At 66.7% G+C, this 18,181-nt stretch carries 30 protein-coding genes; 1 reads left to right on the plus strand and 29 read right to left on the minus strand.

Annotated elements, in window-relative coordinates:
- Positions 1-1,017, minus strand: coding sequence for a Bug family tripartite tricarboxylate transporter substrate binding protein (locus WDU99_RS09445; RefSeq protein WP_337332207.1), 1,017 nt, complete (start codon positions 1,015-1,017; stop codon positions 1-3).
- A gap of 160 nt (positions 1,018-1,177) precedes the next feature.
- Here WDU99_RS09445 and WDU99_RS09450 point away from each other — a divergent pair, with 160 nt between their 5' ends.
- Positions 1,178-2,452 carry a PAS domain-containing protein gene (locus WDU99_RS09450; RefSeq protein WP_337332208.1) on the plus strand — a complete coding sequence of 425 codons (1,275 nt, stop codon included), beginning with the start codon at positions 1,178-1,180 and terminating at the stop codon, positions 2,450-2,452.
- Between the two features lie 90 nt (positions 2,453-2,542).
- Here the strand turns inward: WDU99_RS09450 and rplQ are convergent, their stop codons facing one another.
- From rplQ to rplD, 28 genes are all read right to left on the minus strand, one after another.
- The gene (gene rplQ / locus WDU99_RS09455) at positions 2,543-3,214 is read right to left on the minus strand and encodes a 50S ribosomal protein L17, sunset domain variant (protein ID WP_337332209.1); all 672 of its coding nucleotides are present in this window, start codon (positions 3,212-3,214) and stop codon (positions 2,543-2,545) included.
- Positions 3,215-3,249: 35 nt separating this feature from the next.
- Positions 3,250-4,239 (minus strand): DNA-directed RNA polymerase subunit alpha, encoded by a 990-nt coding sequence (locus WDU99_RS09460; RefSeq protein WP_337332210.1) that lies wholly within the window; start codon positions 4,237-4,239, stop codon positions 3,250-3,252.
- A gap of 117 nt (positions 4,240-4,356) precedes the next feature.
- Positions 4,357-4,755: a 30S ribosomal protein S11 gene (gene rpsK / locus WDU99_RS09465; RefSeq protein ID WP_337332211.1), complete on the minus strand. Its 399-nt coding sequence runs from the start codon at positions 4,753-4,755 to the stop codon at positions 4,357-4,359.
- A gap of 27 nt (positions 4,756-4,782) precedes the next feature.
- A complete protein-coding gene (gene rpsM, locus WDU99_RS09470; protein ID WP_337332212.1) occupies positions 4,783-5,157 on the minus strand; it encodes a 30S ribosomal protein S13 in 375 nt (124 codons plus the stop codon).
- Between the two features lie 193 nt (positions 5,158-5,350).
- Positions 5,351-5,467, minus strand: coding sequence for a 50S ribosomal protein L36 (gene rpmJ, locus WDU99_RS09475; RefSeq protein ID WP_071644008.1), 117 nt, complete (start codon positions 5,465-5,467; stop codon positions 5,351-5,353).
- 65 nt (positions 5,468-5,532) lie between these two features.
- Entirely contained in the window at positions 5,533-5,754 is a 222-nt protein-coding gene (gene infA / locus WDU99_RS09480) for a translation initiation factor IF-1 (protein ID WP_028496510.1), read from the minus strand.
- Between the two features lie 169 nt (positions 5,755-5,923).
- Positions 5,924-6,583: a DsbA family protein gene (locus WDU99_RS09485; protein WP_337332214.1), complete on the minus strand. Its 660-nt coding sequence runs from the start codon at positions 6,581-6,583 to the stop codon at positions 5,924-5,926.
- Between the two features lie 98 nt (positions 6,584-6,681).
- Complete coding sequence (map, locus tag WDU99_RS09490) at positions 6,682-7,530, minus strand: type I methionyl aminopeptidase (RefSeq protein ID WP_337332215.1); 849 nt, start codon at positions 7,528-7,530, stop codon at positions 6,682-6,684.
- 9 nt (positions 7,531-7,539) lie between these two features.
- Positions 7,540-8,139, minus strand: a complete 600-nt coding sequence (locus WDU99_RS09495; protein ID WP_337332216.1) for an adenylate kinase — start codon at positions 8,137-8,139, stop codon at positions 7,540-7,542.
- The gene (secY, locus tag WDU99_RS09500; protein WP_337332217.1) at positions 8,136-9,458 is read right to left on the minus strand and encodes a preprotein translocase subunit SecY; all 1,323 of its coding nucleotides are present in this window, start codon (positions 9,456-9,458) and stop codon (positions 8,136-8,138) included. The genes WDU99_RS09495 and secY overlap by 4 nt, the downstream gene beginning before the upstream one ends.
- A 113-nt stretch (positions 9,459-9,571) precedes the next feature.
- Positions 9,572-10,189: a 50S ribosomal protein L15 gene (gene rplO, locus WDU99_RS09505; protein ID WP_337332218.1), complete on the minus strand. Its 618-nt coding sequence runs from the start codon at positions 10,187-10,189 to the stop codon at positions 9,572-9,574.
- Positions 10,189-10,374: a 50S ribosomal protein L30 gene (rpmD, locus tag WDU99_RS09510; protein ID WP_018171461.1), complete on the minus strand. Its 186-nt coding sequence runs from the start codon at positions 10,372-10,374 to the stop codon at positions 10,189-10,191. Before rpmD ends, rplO begins: the two co-directional genes overlap by 1 nt.
- On the minus strand, positions 10,374-11,063 hold the full coding sequence (rpsE, locus tag WDU99_RS09515) for a 30S ribosomal protein S5 (RefSeq protein ID WP_337332219.1): 690 nt from the start codon (positions 11,061-11,063) through the stop codon (positions 10,374-10,376). The genes rpmD and rpsE overlap by 1 nt, the downstream gene beginning before the upstream one ends.
- Positions 11,060-11,419: a 50S ribosomal protein L18 gene (gene rplR, locus WDU99_RS09520; protein ID WP_241927888.1), complete on the minus strand. Its 360-nt coding sequence runs from the start codon at positions 11,417-11,419 to the stop codon at positions 11,060-11,062. Before rplR ends, rpsE begins: the two co-directional genes overlap by 4 nt.
- Positions 11,420-11,421: 2 nt before the next feature.
- The gene (gene rplF, locus WDU99_RS09525) at positions 11,422-11,958 is read right to left on the minus strand and encodes a 50S ribosomal protein L6 (protein ID WP_337332220.1); all 537 of its coding nucleotides are present in this window, start codon (positions 11,956-11,958) and stop codon (positions 11,422-11,424) included.
- Positions 11,959-11,964: 6 nt separating this feature from the next.
- Positions 11,965-12,363, minus strand: coding sequence for a 30S ribosomal protein S8 (gene rpsH, locus WDU99_RS09530; RefSeq protein WP_179410070.1), 399 nt, complete (start codon positions 12,361-12,363; stop codon positions 11,965-11,967).
- Between the two features lie 153 nt (positions 12,364-12,516).
- A complete protein-coding gene (rplE, locus tag WDU99_RS09535) occupies positions 12,517-13,107 on the minus strand; it encodes a 50S ribosomal protein L5 (protein WP_337332221.1) in 591 nt (196 codons plus the stop codon).
- Positions 13,107-13,466, minus strand: a complete 360-nt coding sequence (gene rplX / locus WDU99_RS09540) for a 50S ribosomal protein L24 (RefSeq protein WP_337332222.1) — start codon at positions 13,464-13,466, stop codon at positions 13,107-13,109. Before rplX ends, rplE begins: the two co-directional genes overlap by 1 nt.
- A gap of 2 nt (positions 13,467-13,468) precedes the next feature.
- Positions 13,469-13,837, minus strand: coding sequence for a 50S ribosomal protein L14 (rplN, locus tag WDU99_RS09545; protein ID WP_337332223.1), 369 nt, complete (start codon positions 13,835-13,837; stop codon positions 13,469-13,471).
- A complete protein-coding gene (gene rpsQ / locus WDU99_RS09550; RefSeq protein ID WP_337332224.1) occupies positions 13,834-14,139 on the minus strand; it encodes a 30S ribosomal protein S17 in 306 nt (101 codons plus the stop codon). Before rpsQ ends, rplN begins: the two co-directional genes overlap by 4 nt.
- Positions 14,139-14,453, minus strand: coding sequence for a 50S ribosomal protein L29 (gene rpmC, locus WDU99_RS09555; protein WP_337332225.1), 315 nt, complete (start codon positions 14,451-14,453; stop codon positions 14,139-14,141). The genes rpsQ and rpmC overlap by 1 nt, the downstream gene beginning before the upstream one ends.
- The gene (gene rplP, locus WDU99_RS09560; RefSeq protein WP_179410064.1) at positions 14,453-14,872 is read right to left on the minus strand and encodes a 50S ribosomal protein L16; all 420 of its coding nucleotides are present in this window, start codon (positions 14,870-14,872) and stop codon (positions 14,453-14,455) included. Before rplP ends, rpmC begins: the two co-directional genes overlap by 1 nt.
- Positions 14,872-15,618 (minus strand): 30S ribosomal protein S3, encoded by a 747-nt coding sequence (gene rpsC, locus WDU99_RS09565; RefSeq protein WP_337332226.1) that lies wholly within the window; start codon positions 15,616-15,618, stop codon positions 14,872-14,874. The genes rplP and rpsC overlap by 1 nt, the downstream gene beginning before the upstream one ends.
- Entirely contained in the window at positions 15,618-16,019 is a 402-nt protein-coding gene (gene rplV, locus WDU99_RS09570; RefSeq protein ID WP_337332227.1) for a 50S ribosomal protein L22, read from the minus strand. Before rplV ends, rpsC begins: the two co-directional genes overlap by 1 nt.
- 25 nt (positions 16,020-16,044) lie before the next feature.
- Complete coding sequence (rpsS, locus tag WDU99_RS09575) at positions 16,045-16,326, minus strand: 30S ribosomal protein S19 (protein ID WP_197220002.1); 282 nt, start codon at positions 16,324-16,326, stop codon at positions 16,045-16,047.
- A gap of 12 nt (positions 16,327-16,338) precedes the next feature.
- Positions 16,339-17,178, minus strand: a complete 840-nt coding sequence (rplB, locus tag WDU99_RS09580; protein WP_337332228.1) for a 50S ribosomal protein L2 — start codon at positions 17,176-17,178, stop codon at positions 16,339-16,341.
- A 20-nt stretch (positions 17,179-17,198) separates the two neighbouring features.
- On the minus strand, positions 17,199-17,519 hold the full coding sequence (rplW, locus tag WDU99_RS09585) for a 50S ribosomal protein L23 (RefSeq protein WP_241927876.1): 321 nt from the start codon (positions 17,517-17,519) through the stop codon (positions 17,199-17,201).
- Positions 17,516-18,178, minus strand: coding sequence for a 50S ribosomal protein L4 (gene rplD / locus WDU99_RS09590; protein ID WP_337332229.1), 663 nt, complete (start codon positions 18,176-18,178; stop codon positions 17,516-17,518). The genes rplW and rplD overlap by 4 nt, the downstream gene beginning before the upstream one ends.
- Between the last annotated feature and the right edge of the window lie 3 nt (positions 18,179-18,181).

Genomic DNA, 18,181 nt, shown 5'->3' on the forward strand with positions numbered 1-18,181 from the left:
TCAGATCAGTCCGATGTTCTTCAGCGTGCCGGTCACGTCGGTGATGCTCTCCTCGACGAAGGCATCGAGCTCATCGCCGACCAGGAAGGCATCCGCCCACCCCTTGGTCTCGAGCTCGCTCTGCCAGGCCTGGGTGTCGTGCATCTCGGTGACGATGCGCTCCAGTTCGGCGCGCTCCGCGTCCGAGATGTCACCGGGTGCGATCACGCCGCGCCAGTTGGTGAGCACGACGTCGTAGCCGGCCTCGGTGATGGTGGGCACCTCGGGCAGCATGTCGACGGGCTCGGCGCCCGAGACGGCCAGCGCTCGCATGGTGCCCTTCTCGATGTGCTGCTGGAACTCGGCGACGCCCGATATGCCCGCGGCGACCTTGCCGCCGATGATCAGCGAGACCGCCTCGCCGCCGCCCGCGTTCGGCGTGTAGTTCAGCTTCTCGGGGATCTCGGCGCCCTCCAGACCCGCTGCCTCGAGCATCAGGCCGGCGAGGATGTGATCGGCGCCGCCCGCGGAGCCACCGGTCACGGTGATGTCCTTGCCCTTGTCGACGATGTCCTCGACGAGGTCCTGCAGATTCTCGTACTCGGAGTCGGCCGGCACGACCACGACCAGCGCCTCGTCGGTGAGCCGGGCGATCGGGGTGGTGTCCTCCAGGCGCACCTCGGACCCGTTCGTCTCGATGGCACCGACCATCACCAGGCCGTTGACCATCAGCGTCGCCGGATCGGTGACGTTCGCGAGCTGGGCGAGTCCGATCGTGCCGCCGGCGCCGCCGACGTTGGTCACGGCCGCCGTGCCGACGATCTTCTCGTCGGTGATGACCTTCGAGATCGCACGCCCGGTCTGGTCCCATCCGCCGCCGGGGTCGGCGGGGACGATGATCGAGACGTCCGAGAAGCTCGCCTCCGCATCGCCTCCTCCGTCGGTGGTGCCGGCGCTGCCGGAACCACCCGAGCAGCCGGTGAGGGCCAGTGCCGCGATGGCGACCAGGCCGATGAGTGCGCTGCGTCTGCTGTTCATGTGCTCCTCCTTGAGCAGTGTCGGGATGCAGGCAACGCTATGCACCGGAAGCGGCGGGTCTCTGCTTACGAAACCATTGGTCGGCGTTACGAAAGTATTGGTCGCGGATACCTTCCCCCGTGCCGGGCTCGCCCTCGCGCGCGCGGGGCACAATGGTCGTGTGGCCTCGAAGACGAAGCGCGCGTCGCTGAAGACGCAGGACGGCGGGATGCCGCTGCGTGTGCAGCTGATCCTGCTGCAGGCGCTGATCGTCGCCGTGGTCACGCTCACCGCGGGCGTCACCGCCGGCGTCATCCAGGCGCACACCGTGCGCGACGCCTACGAGGATCGGATGCTGGCCGTGGCGCAGTCCATCGCCTCGATGCCCGTGATCAGAGCCGCCTTCGACGATCCCGACCCGGCCGAGAGCATCCAGCCGCTGGCCGAGACCATCCGCAAGGCGTCAGATCTCACGTACGTCGTGATCGCCAATCACGACGGCATCCGATACTCCCACCCGAACCCCGGACGCATCGGCGAGCGCGTCTCGACCGACCCCTCGATCCCGCTGTCGGGCGAGATCTACATGGGCACCCAGACCGGCACACTGGGCCCGTCGTGGCGGGTGAAGGTTCCGATCTTCGATGGCACCGAGGTGATCGGCACCGTGTCGGTGGGCATCCTCGAGTCGCAGGGCGACAGCGAGTTCGTCGGCAACCTGTTCTGGATCATCGGCGCGATGCTGGTGGCCGTGGTGCTCGGGGTCTTCGGCTCAGCATGGGTGACAGCGGTCATCCGTCGTCGCATCCACAGCCTGGAGCCGCACGAGATCACCGCGCTGGTGCGCAACCAGGAGACCACGATGCACGGTCTGAGCGAGGGAGTGATCACCGTGGACGCGCAGGGCACGATCACGCTGGTGAACGATGCCGCGGCGCGTCTGCTGGGGGCCACCACCACGGATCTGGCCGGCGCATCCGCCGCCGACGTGCTCGACGATGAGCTGCTGGCCGTGCTGCGCGACGGCGAGGATGCCGGTCGGCCGGTGATCGTCGGCGACAAGGTGCTGGTCGCCCGCAGCACCGGCGCGGGCGTCGACGCGGATGCCGTCGATGCGACGCTGCTGCTGCGCGATCAGACCGAGATGCACGATGTCGTCCGCCGGGTGGAGGCGGCGGACGCCATCATCGCGTTCCGGCAGCGTGATGGCATCCCCAAGGGTCTGAGCGGTGAGACCCTGGAGCGGGTCGTGACGGCCCTGGCCGAGATGCCGGATGCCTCGGCGACCGAGGTCGGTGAGGCGCTCTCGGTGTCGCGGGTGAGCGCCCGCCGCTATCTGGAGCATCTCGCCAGCACGGGGCGCGCGATCCGCTCTCTCGACTACGCCACCAAGGGCCGCCCCGGCAGCCGCTACCGCCTGAACGACCCCGTGGAGGCGAATGCGCCCGGCTCCTGAGCGCGCCCGGCTCCTGAGGGCGCCCGGCTGCTGCGGATGACGAAAGGCCCGCCACCCCGAAGGGTGACGGGCCTTTCCGTGCTCAGTGGCTTACTTGCCGGCCTCGGTGAAGCCTGCGGCCTCGGCGGCCTCAGCGGTGCGGAACCACACCTCTGCGACGGTCGAGTCGTACCACTGGCCACCGGGCTGGTGGAACTTCATCGAGTCCTTGTTGCCCTTGATGTCGAAGCCCTCGGGAGCCGAGCCGTCCTCGAGAGGAGCGGCCGAGTCCTCGCCGAAGCCGCCGTTGACGAGAGCAGCCGGAGCGGCGGTCTCCTCGGCGGGAGCCTCTTCGACCTTCTCAGCCTTCGCGGGCTTCTCGGCCTTGGCGGCGGGCTTGGCTGCCTTCTTCTTCGGCGAGACGGGCTCGAGGACGAGCTCGATCACGGCCATGGGGGCGTTGTCGCCCTTGCGGTTGCCGACCTTCGTGATGCGGGTGTAGCCACCCTCACGCTCGGCGACCAGCGGAGCGATCTCGGCGAACAGGACGTGCAGGGCGTCCTTGTTCGAGCGCAGCACGGTCAGCGCACGGCGACGCGCGTGCAGGTCGCCGCGCTTGCCGAGCGTGATCAGTCGCTCAGCGAGCGGACGCAGGCGCTTGGCCTTCGTCTCGGTCGTCTTGATCGACTTGTGGATGAAGAGCGCGGCCGCGAGGTTCGCGAGAAGAAGGCGCTCGTGTGCGGGGCCGCCTCCGAGGCGGGGACCCTTGGTGGGCTTGGGCATGTTCGTCTAGCTCCTGATCAGGAAGAGGTCGGGTTTCAGAAGGACTCGTCTTCGCCTGCGCTGTAGAAGTGGGCGCCGTCGAAACCGGGCACCGAATCCTTCAGCGACAGACCGAGCGAGACGAGCTTGTCGCGCACCTCGTCGACCGACTTCTGTCCGAAATTGCGGATGTTCATCAGCTGCGTCTCCGAGAGGGCCACCAGCTCAGAGACGGTGTTGATGCCCTCGCGCTTGAGGCAGTTGTACGAGCGCACCGACAGATCGAGGTCCTCGATCGGCATGGAGAGCTCGCTGGAGAGCACGGCCTCGACCGGCGCAGGGCCGATCTCGATGCCCTCGGCCTCGACGTTCAGCTCGCGGGCGAGACCGAACAGCTCGGTGAGGGTCTTGGCCGCCGATGCGACGGCGTCGCGCGGGCTGATCGCCGACTTCGTCTCGACGTCGAGCACCAGCTTGTCGAAGTCGGTGCGCTCACCGGCACGGGTGGCGTCGACGCGGTAGCTGACCTTCAGCACGGGCGAGTAGATCGAGTCGACCGGAATCTGGCCGGCCTCGGCGTACTCGTTGCGGTTCTGGGCGGCCGATACGTAGCCGCGGCCGCGCTCGATGGTGAGCTCGAGCTCGAAGCGCGCGGTGTCGTTGAGCGTCGCGATGACCAGCTCGGGGTTGTGCACCTCGACACCCGCCGGAGCGGAGATGTCGGCGGCGGTGACCTCGCCGGCGCCCGTCTTGCGCAGGTACGCCGTGATGGGCTCGTCACGCTCGCTGGAGACGACCAGCTGCTTGATATTGAGGATGATCTCGGTGACGTCCTCCTTCACACCGGGGATCGTGCTGAACTCGTGCAGCACGCCGTCGATGCGAATGGTGGTGACCGAGGCGCCGGGGATCGACGACAGCAGGCTGCGGCGCAGCGCGTTGCCGATCGTGTAGCCGAAACCGGGCTCGAGCGGCTCGATGACGAACCGGCTGCGGTTCTCGGAGATCTTTTCCTCGGTGAGAGTGGGACGCTGTGCGATGAGCACTATGTGTTCCTTTCGATCACATGCCCGCTATATGACATGTGTGGGTGAGGTCTTGAGTTGTGGAAACCAGGGGACGGGGATGCTGCCCCACAGAGTGAGCAGCATCCCCGCACGAGATCAGACGCGGCGGCGCTTCGGCGGACGGCAGCCGTTGTGCGCCTGCGGCGTCACATCCTGGATCGAGCCGACCTCGAGGCCTGCGGCCTGCAGCGAGCGGATCGCGGTCTCGCGACCCGAACCCGGGCCCTTCACGAAGACGTCGACCTTCTTGACGCCGTGCTCGGAGGCCTGACGGGCAGCGGACTCCGCTGCCATGCCTGCGGCGTAGGGCGTCGACTTGCGCGAGCCCTTGAAGCCCACGCCACCCGACGAGGCCCAGCTGATGACAGCGCCGGACGGGTCGGTGATCGAGACGATGGTGTTGTTGAACGTCGACTTGATGTGGGCGTGGCCCAGCGCGATGTTCTTCTTCTCCTTGCGGCGCGGCTTGCGCGCGGCGGACTTGGGTGCAGCCATGAAAGTGTTCTCCTATTCCCTGGCCGCTTAGCGGGCCTTCTTCTTGCCGGCGACGGTGCGCTTCGGGCCCTTGCGGGTGCGCGCGTTGGTCTTCGTGCGCTGACCGCGCACGGGCAGGCCACGGCGGTGGCGGATGCCCTCGTACGACCCGATCTCGACCTTGCGGCGGATGTCGGCGGCGACCTCGCGGCGCAGGTCACCCTCCACCTTGTAGTTGCCTTCGATGTGGTCGCGCAGGGCGATGAGCTGGTCGTCGCTGAGGTCCTTGACGCGGATCGACTCATCGATCCCGGTCGCCTTGAGGATCTCGACGGAGCGAGTACGGCCGATGCCGTAGATGTACGTGAGGGCGATCACCACGCGCTTGTCGCGCGGGATGTCAACGCCGGCAAGACGTGCCATGCGGTTTCTCCTGGAGTGTGGTGGAGGTGTGGAGCAGAATCCGTTCCCGGGCCTCCTACCCGGGGTATCCGCTTCTTGGGCTGCTGAGCCCGTCGAAGCATCCGACCTGCTGTTCAGTACCCGGCCGTTGAGCGAGCGAAGCGAGACGAAACGTCCGCGCCCGACCGGAATATTCAGTTGTGTGAGACCCGACTCAGCCCTGGCGCTGCTTGTGACGCGGGTTCGACTTGCAGATGACCATGACGCGACCGTGACGACGGATCACGCGGCAGTGGTCGCAGATGGGCTTGACGCTGGGGTTGACCTTCATGATGTTTCCTGTTCGCTGTCCTCACCGGGCAGGCGTGAACGCCTGGGGTGTTACTTCTCGACCGATCAGCGGTAGCGGTAGACGATGCGGCCGCGGGTCAGGTCGTAGGGCGAGAGCTCCACGACCACGCGGTCCTCGGGGATGATGCGGATGTAGTTCTGCCGCATCTTTCCGGAGATCGTCGCCAGGACCTTGTGTCCGTTGGTGAGCTCAACGCGGAACATCGCGTTGGGCAGCGCCTCGGAAATCACGCCCTCGATCTCGATGACACCGTCTTTCTTAGCCATAGCCTCGCTGACGCTTCTGCAGATCGGTCGATCTGCGGTGGATGGGTGATGAGTTGCGGTGCTGCGCTGTCGCGTCCGGACACGCCGGAACAAGGCGCACGGCACCAAAGATCTATGATAGACCCTCGATCCGCAGGCGGCAAATGCGCGCGGATCAGAGGGGCCTCGCTCAGGGCAGGACCTTCGGGAGTTCGGTGTTGATCTCCTGGACGTCCAGTCGCTTGCCGTTGATCTCGACGGTAGGGGTGCCTGAGATCTCATGCGCCTTCGCCTGCGCCGCACCGAACTTCTCATAGGTGCCCTCGGCGATGCAGCTCGCGGCGTCGCCGGCGCCGACCTGCTCGGCGATCTGGCTCAGCTGCTCGTCGGTCAGACCCGAGCCGCCCTCCTGGGGCTGGTTGGCGTACAGGGCGTTCATGAAGTCGAGCGCCTTGTCGGGCGCGGTCTCGGCGACGCAGTACATCGCACCGGCGGCGCGCGACGAGTAGTTCGTACCCTGCGAGAGGTGGTCGAGGATGGCGATCGGATGCACCTCGAGGGTGATCTCGTCGTCGGCGGCGGCCGACTGCAGCTGCTCGCCGTAAGACTGCTCGAAGGCGTTGCACGCCGGGCACATGAAGTCGATGAACGTCGCGACGACGTCATCGCCCTCGCCGAAGCTGATCGCACCGGTCTCGGCATTTACGATGTCGCTCGTGGGGGTCGCACCCGGGTCATTGGCCTGGTTGTTCATCCACACCACGACGCCGCCGAGGGCGACGAGCACCACCACGACCGCGGCCGAGATTCCGATGGCGAACCAGTTGGTCTTGCCCTGTGCAGCAGCCATAGATGTTCCGATCTGTGTCCGGCTCGTCGCGACGACGAGTCCTGTTGCCTCTCCGACCATTCTGCCGCGAGGTCGCTATGTCTGGCGTGTGAGTCGCCTCAGGCGATCGGCGTCGGAGTGATCCCGAACGGTGCGAGGCCGGCCGCTCCCCCATCCGGCGCGGTCAGCACCCAGATGCCGTTCTCATGGCGCGCAACGCTGTGCTCCCAGTGCGAGCCGTCGGTTCCGTCGACCGTCGAGACGGTCCAGTCGTCGTCCTCCACGAACGTCGCCTCGCCCCCTGCCGTGACCATCGGCTCGATCGCGAGGGCGAGACCGGGGCGCACCTCGGCCCCGGCATCCGGCGTGCGGTAGTTGAAGACGCTCGGCGCCTCATGCATCTTGCGACCGATGCCGTGACCGACGTACTCGCGCAGGATGCCGTAGGTCTCGCCGGACACCGCCGAGGGGCCCTGCGCCTCGATGTACTCCTGGATGGCAGCGCCGATCTGGCCGATGTGCGTGGCGGATGCCATCGCGGCGATGCCCGCCCACATCGACCCCTCGGTGACCCGCGAGAGCTCCTCGCGCCGGGCCACGACCTCGGACCGTGACTCGTCGGGTACGACGAAGGTCACGGCACTGTCGCCGTTCCAGCCCTGGAACTGAGCGCCGCAGTCGACCGAGACGATGTCGCCGGGCTGCAGCTTCCGCTCACCGGGGATGCCGTGCACCACCTGCTCGTTCACCGAGATGCACGTGGTGTGCCGGTAGCCGCGTACGAGCTGGAAGTTCGACTCCGCGCCCCGCGAGGCGATCATGCGCGACGCCTCGGCGTCGAGCTCGGCCGTGCTGATGCCGGCGCGCACCAGCGGCCGCAGCGCCTCGAGCGCTGCGGCCGTGATGAGACCCGGCTCGATCATCGAGCGCAGCTGCGCCGGGCTCTTGTAGATCGACTTGCGGAACATGGGAACGGGTCAGACCCGCTGCGCGATGCCGCGCGCGGCGAGGGCATCCGAAATGCGCGCGGTGATCTCGTCGAGCGAGCCGACGCCGTCGATGCGGTCGACGATGCCGCGCTCGGCGTACACCGAGATGATCGGGGCCGTCTCGTTCTCATAGATGTCCAGACGGTGCGCGATGGCCTCGTCGGTGTCATCCGAGCGACCCTGCTCCACGGCCCGCAGGCTCAGACGCGCCATGCTCTCCTCGCGCGGAACATCGAGCAGGATCACGGCGTCGAGCGCCGCGCCGGTCTTGGCGAGGAACGCGTCGAGGTGCTCCACCTGCACGGTGTTGCGCGGGTAGCCGTCGAGCAGGAACCCGCGAGCGGCGTCGTCCTGCGACAGTCGGTCGCGGACGATCTCGCTGGTCAGCTCGTCGGGCACCAGGTCGCCGGCGTCGAGGATCGCGGTGACCTTCTGACCGAGCTCGGTGCCCTGCTTGATGTTGGCGCGGAAGATGTCGCCGGTCGAGACGACGGGGATGTCCAGCGCCTCGGCGATGCGCACCCCCTGGGTGCCCTTGCCGGAGCCCTGGGGGCCGACGATCAGCAGACGTGCGGTTGCGGCGGTCATCTCAGGAGCCCTTCGTAATGGCGCTGCTGCAGCTGCGCGTCGATCTGCTTCACCGTCTCGAGTCCGACACCCACGATGATCAGGATCGATGCGCCGCCGAACGGGAAGTTCTGGTTCGCCTGCACCGTCGCCAGCGCGATCAGCGGGATCAGCGCCACGATGCCGAGGTACAGGGAGCCGGGGAAGGTGATGCGCGTGATGACGTAGTCGAGGTACTCCGCCGTCGGACGACCGGCCCGGATGCCCGGGATGAACCCGCCGTACTTCTTCATGTTGTCGGCGACCTCGACGGGGTTGAACGTGATCGCGACGTAGAAGTAGGTGAACCCGATGATGAGCAGGAAGTACACCAGCATGTACAGCGGCTGGTCGCCGGATGCCAGGTTCGTGAGGATCCACGTGACCCAGCCGGCCGGCTCACTGCCGTCGGTGGGCGTGTTGAACTGCGCGAGCAGCATCGGCACGTACAGCAGCGACGAGGCGAAGATGATCGGGATCACACCGGCCATGTTGACCTTGATCGGGATGTACGTGTTCGTGCCGCCGTAGGTGCGGCGGCCGACCATGCGCTTGGCATACTGCACGGGGACGCGTCGCTGCGACTGCTCCACGTAGACGATCGCCGTCATGACGACGAGACCGATCAGCATCACCAGCAGGAAGACCTCGAAGCCCTTGGCCTCCCAGATGCCCCACATCGCAGCCGGGAACGTCGCGGCGATCGAGGTGAAGATGAGCAGCGACATGCCGTTGCCGATGCCGCGCTCGGTGACCAGCTCGGCGAACCACATGATCAGACCCGTGCCGGCCGTCATCGCCATGATGATGAGCAGCTGCGCCCACCACACGTCGTTGGTCAGCAGGTTCTGGCACGCCGCGACCTCAGTGGTGCCGAAGAGCTGTCCGCTGCGGGCCACGGTCACCAGCGTGCTGGACTGCAGCAGCGCGAGAGCGATGGTCAGGTAGCGGGTGTACTGCGTGAGCTTGCTCTGCCCGGCCTGGCCCTCCTTGTGGAGTGACTCGAAGTGCGGGATGACGACGCGCAGCAGCTGCGTGATGATCGTTGCGGTGATGTACGGCATCACGCCGAGAGCGAAGATCGACAGCTGCAGCAGTGCACCGCCGGAGAACAGGTTCACGAGACCGAGCAGACCTTCGGTGCCCGCGTTGACCGCGAGACACTGCTCGACATTCGGGAAGTTCACGAATGGGGCCGGCACATTCGAGCCAAGACGATAGAGCGCGATGATGCCGATGGTGAAAAGGATCTTCCGCCGCAGATCAGGCGTACGGAAGATTCGCGCGATGGCGCTAAACAAGGGCGTTCCTCCTGAAGGGATTGCCGAACGTCGAAGGACGGCCGAATGTCCAGAGTAACGCAAAGGAGGGATCGGAGAATCTCCGACCCCTCCCTGCGCTCACACCGGAATGCTCAGTTGACCGAACCGCCGGCTGCGACGATCTTCTGCTCGGCGCTGCCCGAGACCTTGTCGACCGACACGGTGAGCTTGACCGAGATGTCGCCGTCGCCGAGGACCTTGACCTTCTCGTTCTTGCGCACGGCGCCCTTGGCGACCAGGTCGCTGACGGTGACGTCGCCACCGGCCGGGTACAGCTCGGCGAGCTTGGCCAGGTTCACGACCTGGTACTCGACGCGGAACGGGTTCTTGAACCCGCGCAGCTTCGGGGTGCGCATGTGCAGCGGCATCTGCCCACCCTCGAAACCGACCCGCACGGTGTTGCGGGCCTTGGTGCCCTTGGTGCCGCGACCGGCGGTCTTGCCCTTCGAGCCCTCACCGCGACCCACGCGGGTCTTGGCGGTGTTCGAGCCCGGGACCGGACGCAGGTGGTGCACCTTCAGCACGGAGGGACGCGATGCGGCAGCATCCGCCTCCTTCTTAGCCGGAGCCTTCTTCGCAGCGGCCTTCGCCGGAGCAGCCTTGGCTGCGGCCGGCTGCTTCGTGGCGGCCGCCTTGGTGGCGGCGGCCTTGGTGGCGGCGGCCTTCTTCGGGGCCTTCTCAGCCTCGACGGCTTCGTTCTTCTCAGCCATTAGTCGATCTCCTCAACCTTGACGAGGTGAGCGACGGTGCGGACGTAGCCGCGCGTCTGGGCGTCGTCCGGACGGACGACCGAGTCGCCGATCCGCTTGAGGCCGAGCGAACGCAGCGTGTCGCGCTGGTTCTGCTTCTCACTCACCTTGGACTTGACCTGCGTGACCTTGAGGCGCGCAGCCATCAGGCACCTACCTTCTGCGCAGCGGCGGCGGCAGCGGCCTTCGCCTCGTTGCGGATGATGATCTCGGGCACGACGGCGTCGTAGTCGAGACCACGACGGGCGGCCACGGCGCGCGGCTCCTCGAGACCCTGCAGGGCCTCGACCGTCGCGTGCACGATGTTGATCGTGTTCGACGAGCCGAGCGACTTCGACAGGACGTCGTGGATGCCGGCGCACTCGAGCACGGCGCGGACCGGACCACCGGCGATGACACCGGTACCGGCAGCAGCCGGACGCAGCAGCACCACACCGGCAGCGGCCTCACCCTGCACGGGGTGCGGGATGGTCGAGCCGACGCGCGGGACGCGGAAGAAGTTGCGCTTGGCCTCTTCGACACCCTTCGAGATCGCCAGGGGCACCTCGCGGGCCTTGCCGTAGCCGACGCCCACCAGTCCGTTGCCGTCACCGACGACCACGAGCGCGGTGAAGCTGAAGCGACGACCACCCTTCACGACCTTCGAGACGCGGTTGATGGTGACGACGCGCTCCAGGAACTGGTTGTCGCCCCGGTCGCGCGAATTGCGGTCGCGGCCCTGGCCGCGGTCGCGGCCGCCACGACGGCCGTCACGCTGCTCGCGCTGCGGCTCGGCCTGAGCCGTAGCCTCGGCAGGAGCGGTTTCGGTCACTTCGTTCTCCTTGTTGTCACTCACAGTGCCAGCCCCCCTTCACGGGCGCCATCGGCGATGGCTGCGACACGACCGGCGTAGCGGTTGCCGCCGCGGTCGAACACTGCCTCGGAAACGCCGGCGGCCTTCGCGCGCTCGGCGACGAGCTCGCCCACCTTGCGCGCCTTGGCGGTCTTGTCACCGTCGAAGGAGCGCAGGTCGGTCTCGAGCGTGGAAGCGGATGCCACGGTGTGGCCCTTGGCGTCGTCGACGAGCTGCACGAACACGTGGCGCGCAGAGCGGTTGACGACGAGACGCGGACGCAGGTCTGTGCCGACGATCTTCTTGCGAAGACGTGCGTGGCGACGCGCGCGGGCGGCGGACTTGGACTTGACAGCCATGGTTACTTACCAGCCTTTCCGGCCTTGCGACGCACGACCTCGCCGGCGTAGCGCACACCCTTGCCCTTGTACGGCTCGGGCTTGCGGATCTTGCGGATGTTCGCAGCTGCCTCGCCGACAGCCTGCTTGTCGATGCCACTGACGGTCACCTTGTTGGTGCCCTCGACCGTCAGGGTGATCCCTGCCGGCGGGTCGACCAGCACGGGGTGCGAGAAGCCCAGGGCGAACTCGATCGAGCTGCCCTTCTGCTGCACGCGGTAACCGGTGCCGACGACCTCGAGGCCCTTGGTGTAGCCCTGGGTGACGCCGATGATGTTGTTGTTGATGAGCGTGCGGGTCAGGCCGTGAAGCGACCGCGACTCGCGCTCGTCGTCCGGGCGGGTGACCAGGATCTGGTTCTCCTCGACCGAAACCTCGATGGGGCTGGCCAGCTCGAGCGTGAGCTCGCCCTTGGGGCCCTTGACTGCGACCTCACGGCCGTCGACCGAAACGGTCACGCCCGCGGGGATGTCGATGGGAAGTCGTCCGATGCGCGACATGTCAGATCACCACACGTAGGCGAGAACTTCTCCGCCCACGCCCTTCTGCTCAGCCTGACGGTCGGTGAGAAGACCGGAGGAGGTGGACAGGATGGCAACGCCGAGGCCGCCGAGGACCGAGGGCAGCTCGGTCGACTTCGCGTAGACGCGGAGACCGGGCTTGGACACGCGCTTGATGCCGGCGATGGAGCGCTCACGGTTGGGACCGTACTTGAGCGACAGGGTGAGGTTGCTGCCGACGCGTGCGTCGGTGACCTCGAAGCCCGAGATGTAGCCCTCCTGCTGGAGGATCTCGGCGATGTTCGTCTTGAGCTTGCTCGACGGCATGGTCACGGAATCGTGGTGCGCCGAGTTCGCGTTGCGCAGACGGGTCAGCATGTCTGCGACCGGGTCTGTCATCGTCATAGTGGATTTCCTTTGTTCATGAGGTTCCGGCTGCCGTTACACGACAGACGGCCTGCGATGAGACTGGCCCAGGATTGGGCACACGATCTTCAATTGTACGGGCACTTCGACAGGCTCAGTGACCCCCGAAGGGTCACCGAGCCTGTCGGAATGTCACGCCGGGGCGTCAGCGGCCTTGAACGGGAAGCCGAGCGCGCGCAGCAGGGCGCGACCCTCGTCGTCCGTCTTGGCCGTGGTGACCACGGTGATGTCGAAGCCGCGGACGCGGTCGATCTTGTCCTGGTCGATCTCGTGGAACACGCTCTGCTCCTGGAGACCGAAGGTGTAGTTGCCGTTGCCGTCGAACTGCTCGCCCGACAGGCCGCGGAAGTCGCGGATGCGGGGCAGCGACAGGTTGACGAGGCGGTCGACGAACTCCCACGCACGGTCACCGCGAAGGGTGACGTGCGCGCCGATGGCCTGTCCCTCACGCAGCTTGAACTGCGCGATGGACTTGCGGGCCTTCGTGACGATCGGCTTCTGGCCGGTGATCTTGGTGAGGTCGTCGATGGCGCCCTCGATCACCTTGCTGTCGCGAGCGGCCTCGCCGACACCGGTGTTCACGACCACCTTGACCAGACCGGGGATCTGCATGACGTTGGCGTAGCCGAACTGCTCCTGCAGAGCCTTCTTGATCTCGGTGTTGTACTTCGCCTTCAGGCGCGGCTGGATCTTGCCAGACTGCGCGGCGTCAGTAGCTGCCATCAGAGGTCCTTACCTGACTTCTTCGCGTAGCGCACGCGAACCGTGCGCTTCACGCCGTCCTTGACCTGCTCCTCGACACGGTGACCGACGCGGGTCGGCTTCTTGGTCGAGGGGTCGACGACGGCGACGTTGGAGATGTGGATCGGGGCCTCGACGGTCTCGATTCCACCGGTCTTGGTGCCGCGCTGGGTCTGGCCCACACGGGTGTGGCGGGTGACGTAGTTCACGCCCTCCACGACGACGCGGTTCTGCTCGACGAGGACCTCGAGGACCTTGCCCTGCTTACCGCGGTCGCCGCCCTTGTCCTGCTTGCGGCCGGTGATGACCTGAACCAGGTCACCCTTCTTGATGTTCGCCATGATCAGATGACCTCCGGGGCGAGCGAGACGATCTTCATGAACTTCTTGTCACGAAGCTCGCGACCGACCGGTCCGAAGATGCGGGTGCCGCGGGGCTCCCCGTCGTTCTTCAGGATCACGGCGGCGTTCTCGTCGAACTTGATGTACGAGCCGTCGGGACGGCGCGTGGACTTTGCGGTGCGGACGATGACGGCCTTGACCACGTCGCCCTTCTTGACGTTGCCGCCCGGGATCGCGTCCTTGACCGTGGCGACGATGGTGTCGCCCAGACCCGCGTAGCGGCGGCGCGAGCCACCGAGGACGCGGATCGTGAGCAGCTCCTTCGCGCCGGTGTTGTCGGCGACCTTGAGGCGGGACTCCTGCTGAATCACTTGGCCTTCTCCAGAATCTCAACCAGACGCCAGCGCTTGGTGGCGCTCAGCGGCCGGGTCTCGTTGATGAGGACCAGGTCGCCGATACCGGCGGTGTTGTCCTCATCGTGCGCCTTGACCTTCTCGGTGCGGCGGATGACCTTGCCGTAGAGCGGGTGCTTCACGCGGTCCTCGACCTCGACGACGATGGTCTTGTCCATCTTGTCGCTGACGACGTAGCCGCGGCGGGCCTTGCGGTACCCACGGGCGTCGGCGTCGCGCACGTCGTGCTCGGCGTGCTCTGCTGCCTTCTTCTCAGCCATTACTCGGCCTCCTCCTTGGGCGCCTCAGCCTCTGCGGACTTCTTCGCCTTCGCCTTGGACGCCTTCTTCGCCGGAGCCTCGACCGGAGCGGGCGTCGCACGGATGCCCAGCTCGCGCTCGCGGATCACGGTGTAGAGGCGCGCGATGTCGCGCTTGACGGCGCGGATGCGGCCGTGGCTCTCCAGCTGGCCGGTGGCCGACTGGAAACGGAGGTTGAACAGCTCCTCCTTGGCCTTGCGCAGCTCCTCGACGAGGCGCTGGTCTTCGAACGTGTCGAGCTCGGCAGGTGCGAGCTCCTTGGTGCCGATCGCCATTACGCGTCGCCCTCCTCGCGCTTGATGATGCGTGCCTTGAGCGGCAGCTTGTGAATGGCCCGGGTGAGGGCCTCGCGAGCGAGTTCCTCATTCACGCCCGCGACCTCGAAGAGGACACGGCCCGGCTTGACGTTGGCGACCCACCACTCGGGCGAGCCCTTACCCGAACCCATGCGGGTCTCGGCGGGCTTCTTCGTGAGCGGACGGTCGGGGTAGATGTTGATCCACACCTTTCCACCGCGCTTGATGTGACGAGTCATGGCGATACGAGCGGACTCGATCTGACGGTTCGTCACGTACGCGGGGGTCAGAGCCTGGATGCCGAACTCACCGAAGGAGACCTTCGTTCCGCCGGTCGCCTGGCCCGAACGCTTCGGGTGGTGCTGCTTGCGGTACTTGACCTTGCGGGGGATGAGCATTATGCCGACGCTCCTTCTGCGACAGGTGCGTCGTTGCGCGGGGCACGACGGCGGTCGCCACGGTCACGAGACGGCTTCTGGTTGGCCTGCTCGCGTGCGAGTTCCTTGTTGGTGAGGTCGCCCTTGTAGATCCAGACCTTCACGCCGATGCGGCCGAAGGTGGTCTTCGCCTCGTAGAAGCCGTAGTCGATGTTCGCGCGCAGCGTGTGCAGCGGCACACGACCCTCGCGGTAGAACTCCGAGCGGCTCATCTCCGCGCCGCCGAGGCGGCCGGAGACCTGGATGCGGATGCCCTTGGCGCCGGCGCGCTGGGCGCCCTGCAGGCCCTTGCGCATCGCGCGGCGGAATGCCACGCGAGCGGAGAGCTGCTCGGCGATGCCCTGAGCGACCAGCTGAGCGTCGGCCTCGGGGTTCTTGACCTCGAGGATGTTCAGCTGGATCTGCTTGCCGGTGAGCTTCTCGAGGTCACCGCGGATGCGCTCGGCCTCGGCGCCGCGGCGGCCGATGACGATGCCCGGGCGTGCGGTGTGGATGTCCACACGCACGCGGTCGCGGGTGCGCTCGATCTCGATGTTCGAGACGCCGGCGCGGTCGAGCTGCGTCTGGAGCAGCTTGCGGATCTTGATGTCCTCGGCGATGTAGTCGGCGTAACGCTGACCCGGCTTCGTCGAATCCGAGAACCAGCGCGACACGTGGTCCGTGGTGATGCCGAGGCGGAAGCCGTACGGGTTGACCTTCTGTCCCATTACTTGCTCGCCTTCTTCGTCGTAGCCGTCTCGGCGGCCGCGTCAGCGACCTCCGGGGTGGCCAGCACGACCGTGATGTGGCTCGTGCGCTTCTTGATCTGGAATGCGCGACCCTGAGCGCGGGGCTGGAAACGCTTGAGCGTCGTGCCCTCGTCGACGTACGCGTTCTTCACGTACAGGTCCTGCTCATCGAGGTACTCGCCGTCGCGATCGGCCTTGACCGATGCGTTCGCGATGGCAGCGTGCACGAGCTTGTAGATCGGCTCGCTGGCACCCTGGGGCGCGAACTTCAGGATGGCCAGTGCCTCCTGAGCCTGCTTGCCCTTGATGAGCGCGACGACACGACGAGCCTTCTGAGGGGTCACGCGGATGTGTCGCACACGTGCGATGGACTCCACCATTTCTCTCTCCTCTATCGCCCCCGCGTCAGCGGCGGCGGCCCTTCTTGTCGTCCTTCTCGTGGCCGCGGAAGGTGCGGGTGGGCGCGAACTCGCCCAGCTTGTGACCGACCATGGTCTCGGTCACGAACACGGGGATGTGCTTGCGACCGTCGTGCACTGCGATGGTGTGTCCCAGCATTGCGGGGATGATCATCGAGCGGCGCGACCAGGTCTTGATGACGTTCTTGGAACCGGCCTCGTTCTGACCGACCACCTTGCGAAGCAGGTGCTCGTCGACGAAGGGGCCCTTCTTGAGACTGCGTGGCATCTTCCTCTACTCCTACTTGCGCTTCTTGCCAGCGTTGCGGCGGCGGACGATGTACTTGTCACTTTCCTTGTTGGCGTGACGGGTACGACCCTCAGCCTGGCCCCACGGGGACACGGGGTGACGACCACCGGACGTCTTGCCCTCACCACCACCGTGCGGGTGGTCGACCGGGTTCATCGCGACACCGCGGACGGTCGGGCGGACGCCCTTCCAGCGCTTGCGGCCGGCCTTGCCCCAGTTGATGTTCGACTGCTCGGCGTTGCCGACCTCGCCGATGGTGGCGCGGCAGCGCGCGTCGACGTTGCGGATCTCGCCCGAGGGCAGGCGCAGCTGGGCGTACGGACCGTCCTTCGCGACCAGACGCACCGAGGCGCCGGCCGAGCGGGCCATCTTCGCGCCGCCGCCGGGGCGGAGCTCGATGGCGTGGATGACGGTACCGGTGGGGATGTTCTTCAGCGGCAGGTTGTTGCCCGGCTTGATGTCAGCCCCGGCACCCGACTCGACGATGTCGCCCTGCTTGAGCTTCGTCGGCGCGAGGATGTAGCGCTTCTCGCCGTCGAAGTAGTGCAGCAGCGCGATGCGCGCGGTGCGGTTGGGGTCGTACTCGATGTGAGCGACCTTGGCGTTGATGCCGTCCTTGTCATTGCGACGGAAGTCGATGACGCGGTACTGGCGCTTGTGTCCACCGCCGATGTGGCGGGTGGTGATGCGGCCCTGGTTGTTGCGACCACCGGTCTTCGAGAGCGGACGCAGCAGCGACTTCTCCGGCGTCGATCGAGTGATCTCGGCGAAGTCAGCCACCGACGAACCGCGGCGACCCGGGGTCGTGGGCTTGTACTTGCGAATAGCCATGTTCTGTCCTTATCCCCCGGTCAGCCGACTGCCGTGAAGATGTCGATGGAGCCCGACTTCAGCGACACGATGGCGCGCTTGGTGTCCTTGCGCTTTCCGGTGCCGAAGCGGGTGCGACGGGCCTTGCCGACGCGGTTGATCGTGTTGACCGAGGCCACCTTGACACCGAAGATCTTCTCGATGGCGAGCTTGATCTCGGTCTTCGAGGCGCGGGGGTCGACGAGGAAGGTGTACTTGCCCTCGTCGATCAGGCCGTAGCTCTTCTCAGAGACGACCGGTCCCAGGATGATGTCGCGCGGGTCCTTGTTCAGGGCCGTTGCGAGGGGGTTCTGCTCGCTCATGCCGAGACCTCCTCGGTTGCGCCGGTCTTCGAGGCGATGAAGCCCTCGAGCGCGGCCTTGGTGAAGACGATGTCGTCGGAGACGATGACGTCGTAGGCGTTCAGCTGGTCGTAGCTGAGGACGTGCACGTTCGCGAGGTTGCGGACGCTCTTCAGCGTCAGCTCGTCGCCGCGCTCGACGACGACCAGCACGTTCTTCGACGGGGCCACGGCGGCGATGAGGCCGGCTGCGGACTTGGTCGAGGGGGTGCTGTCGGCGACGAAGGCCTCGACGGCGTGCAGGCGCTCACCGCGGAAGCGGTCGCTCAGCGCACCACGGAGGGCGGCGGCGATCATCTTCTTGGGGGTGCGCTGCGAGTAGTCGCGCGGCTGCGGGCCGTGGACCGTTCCACCGCCGCGGTGCTGCGGCATGCGGATCGATCCCTGACGCGCGTTACCGGTGCCCTTCTGCTTGAAGGGCTTGCTGCCGGAGCCGGACACGTCGCCGCGGGTCTTCGTGGCGTGGGTACCCTGACGGGCCGCGGCCAGCTGTGCGACGACCACCTGGTGGATCAGGGGGACGTTGGTCTCGACGTCGAAGATCGCGGCGGGCAGCTCGACGGAGCCTGCCTTCTTGCCGTCGACCTTGAGGACGTCGAGTGCGAGAGTCGAGTCAGCCATTTG

Source organism: Microbacterium bandirmense (assembly GCF_037204185.1).
GTDB classification, from domain to species: Bacteria; Actinomycetota; Actinomycetes; order Actinomycetales; family Microbacteriaceae; genus Microbacterium; species Microbacterium bandirmense.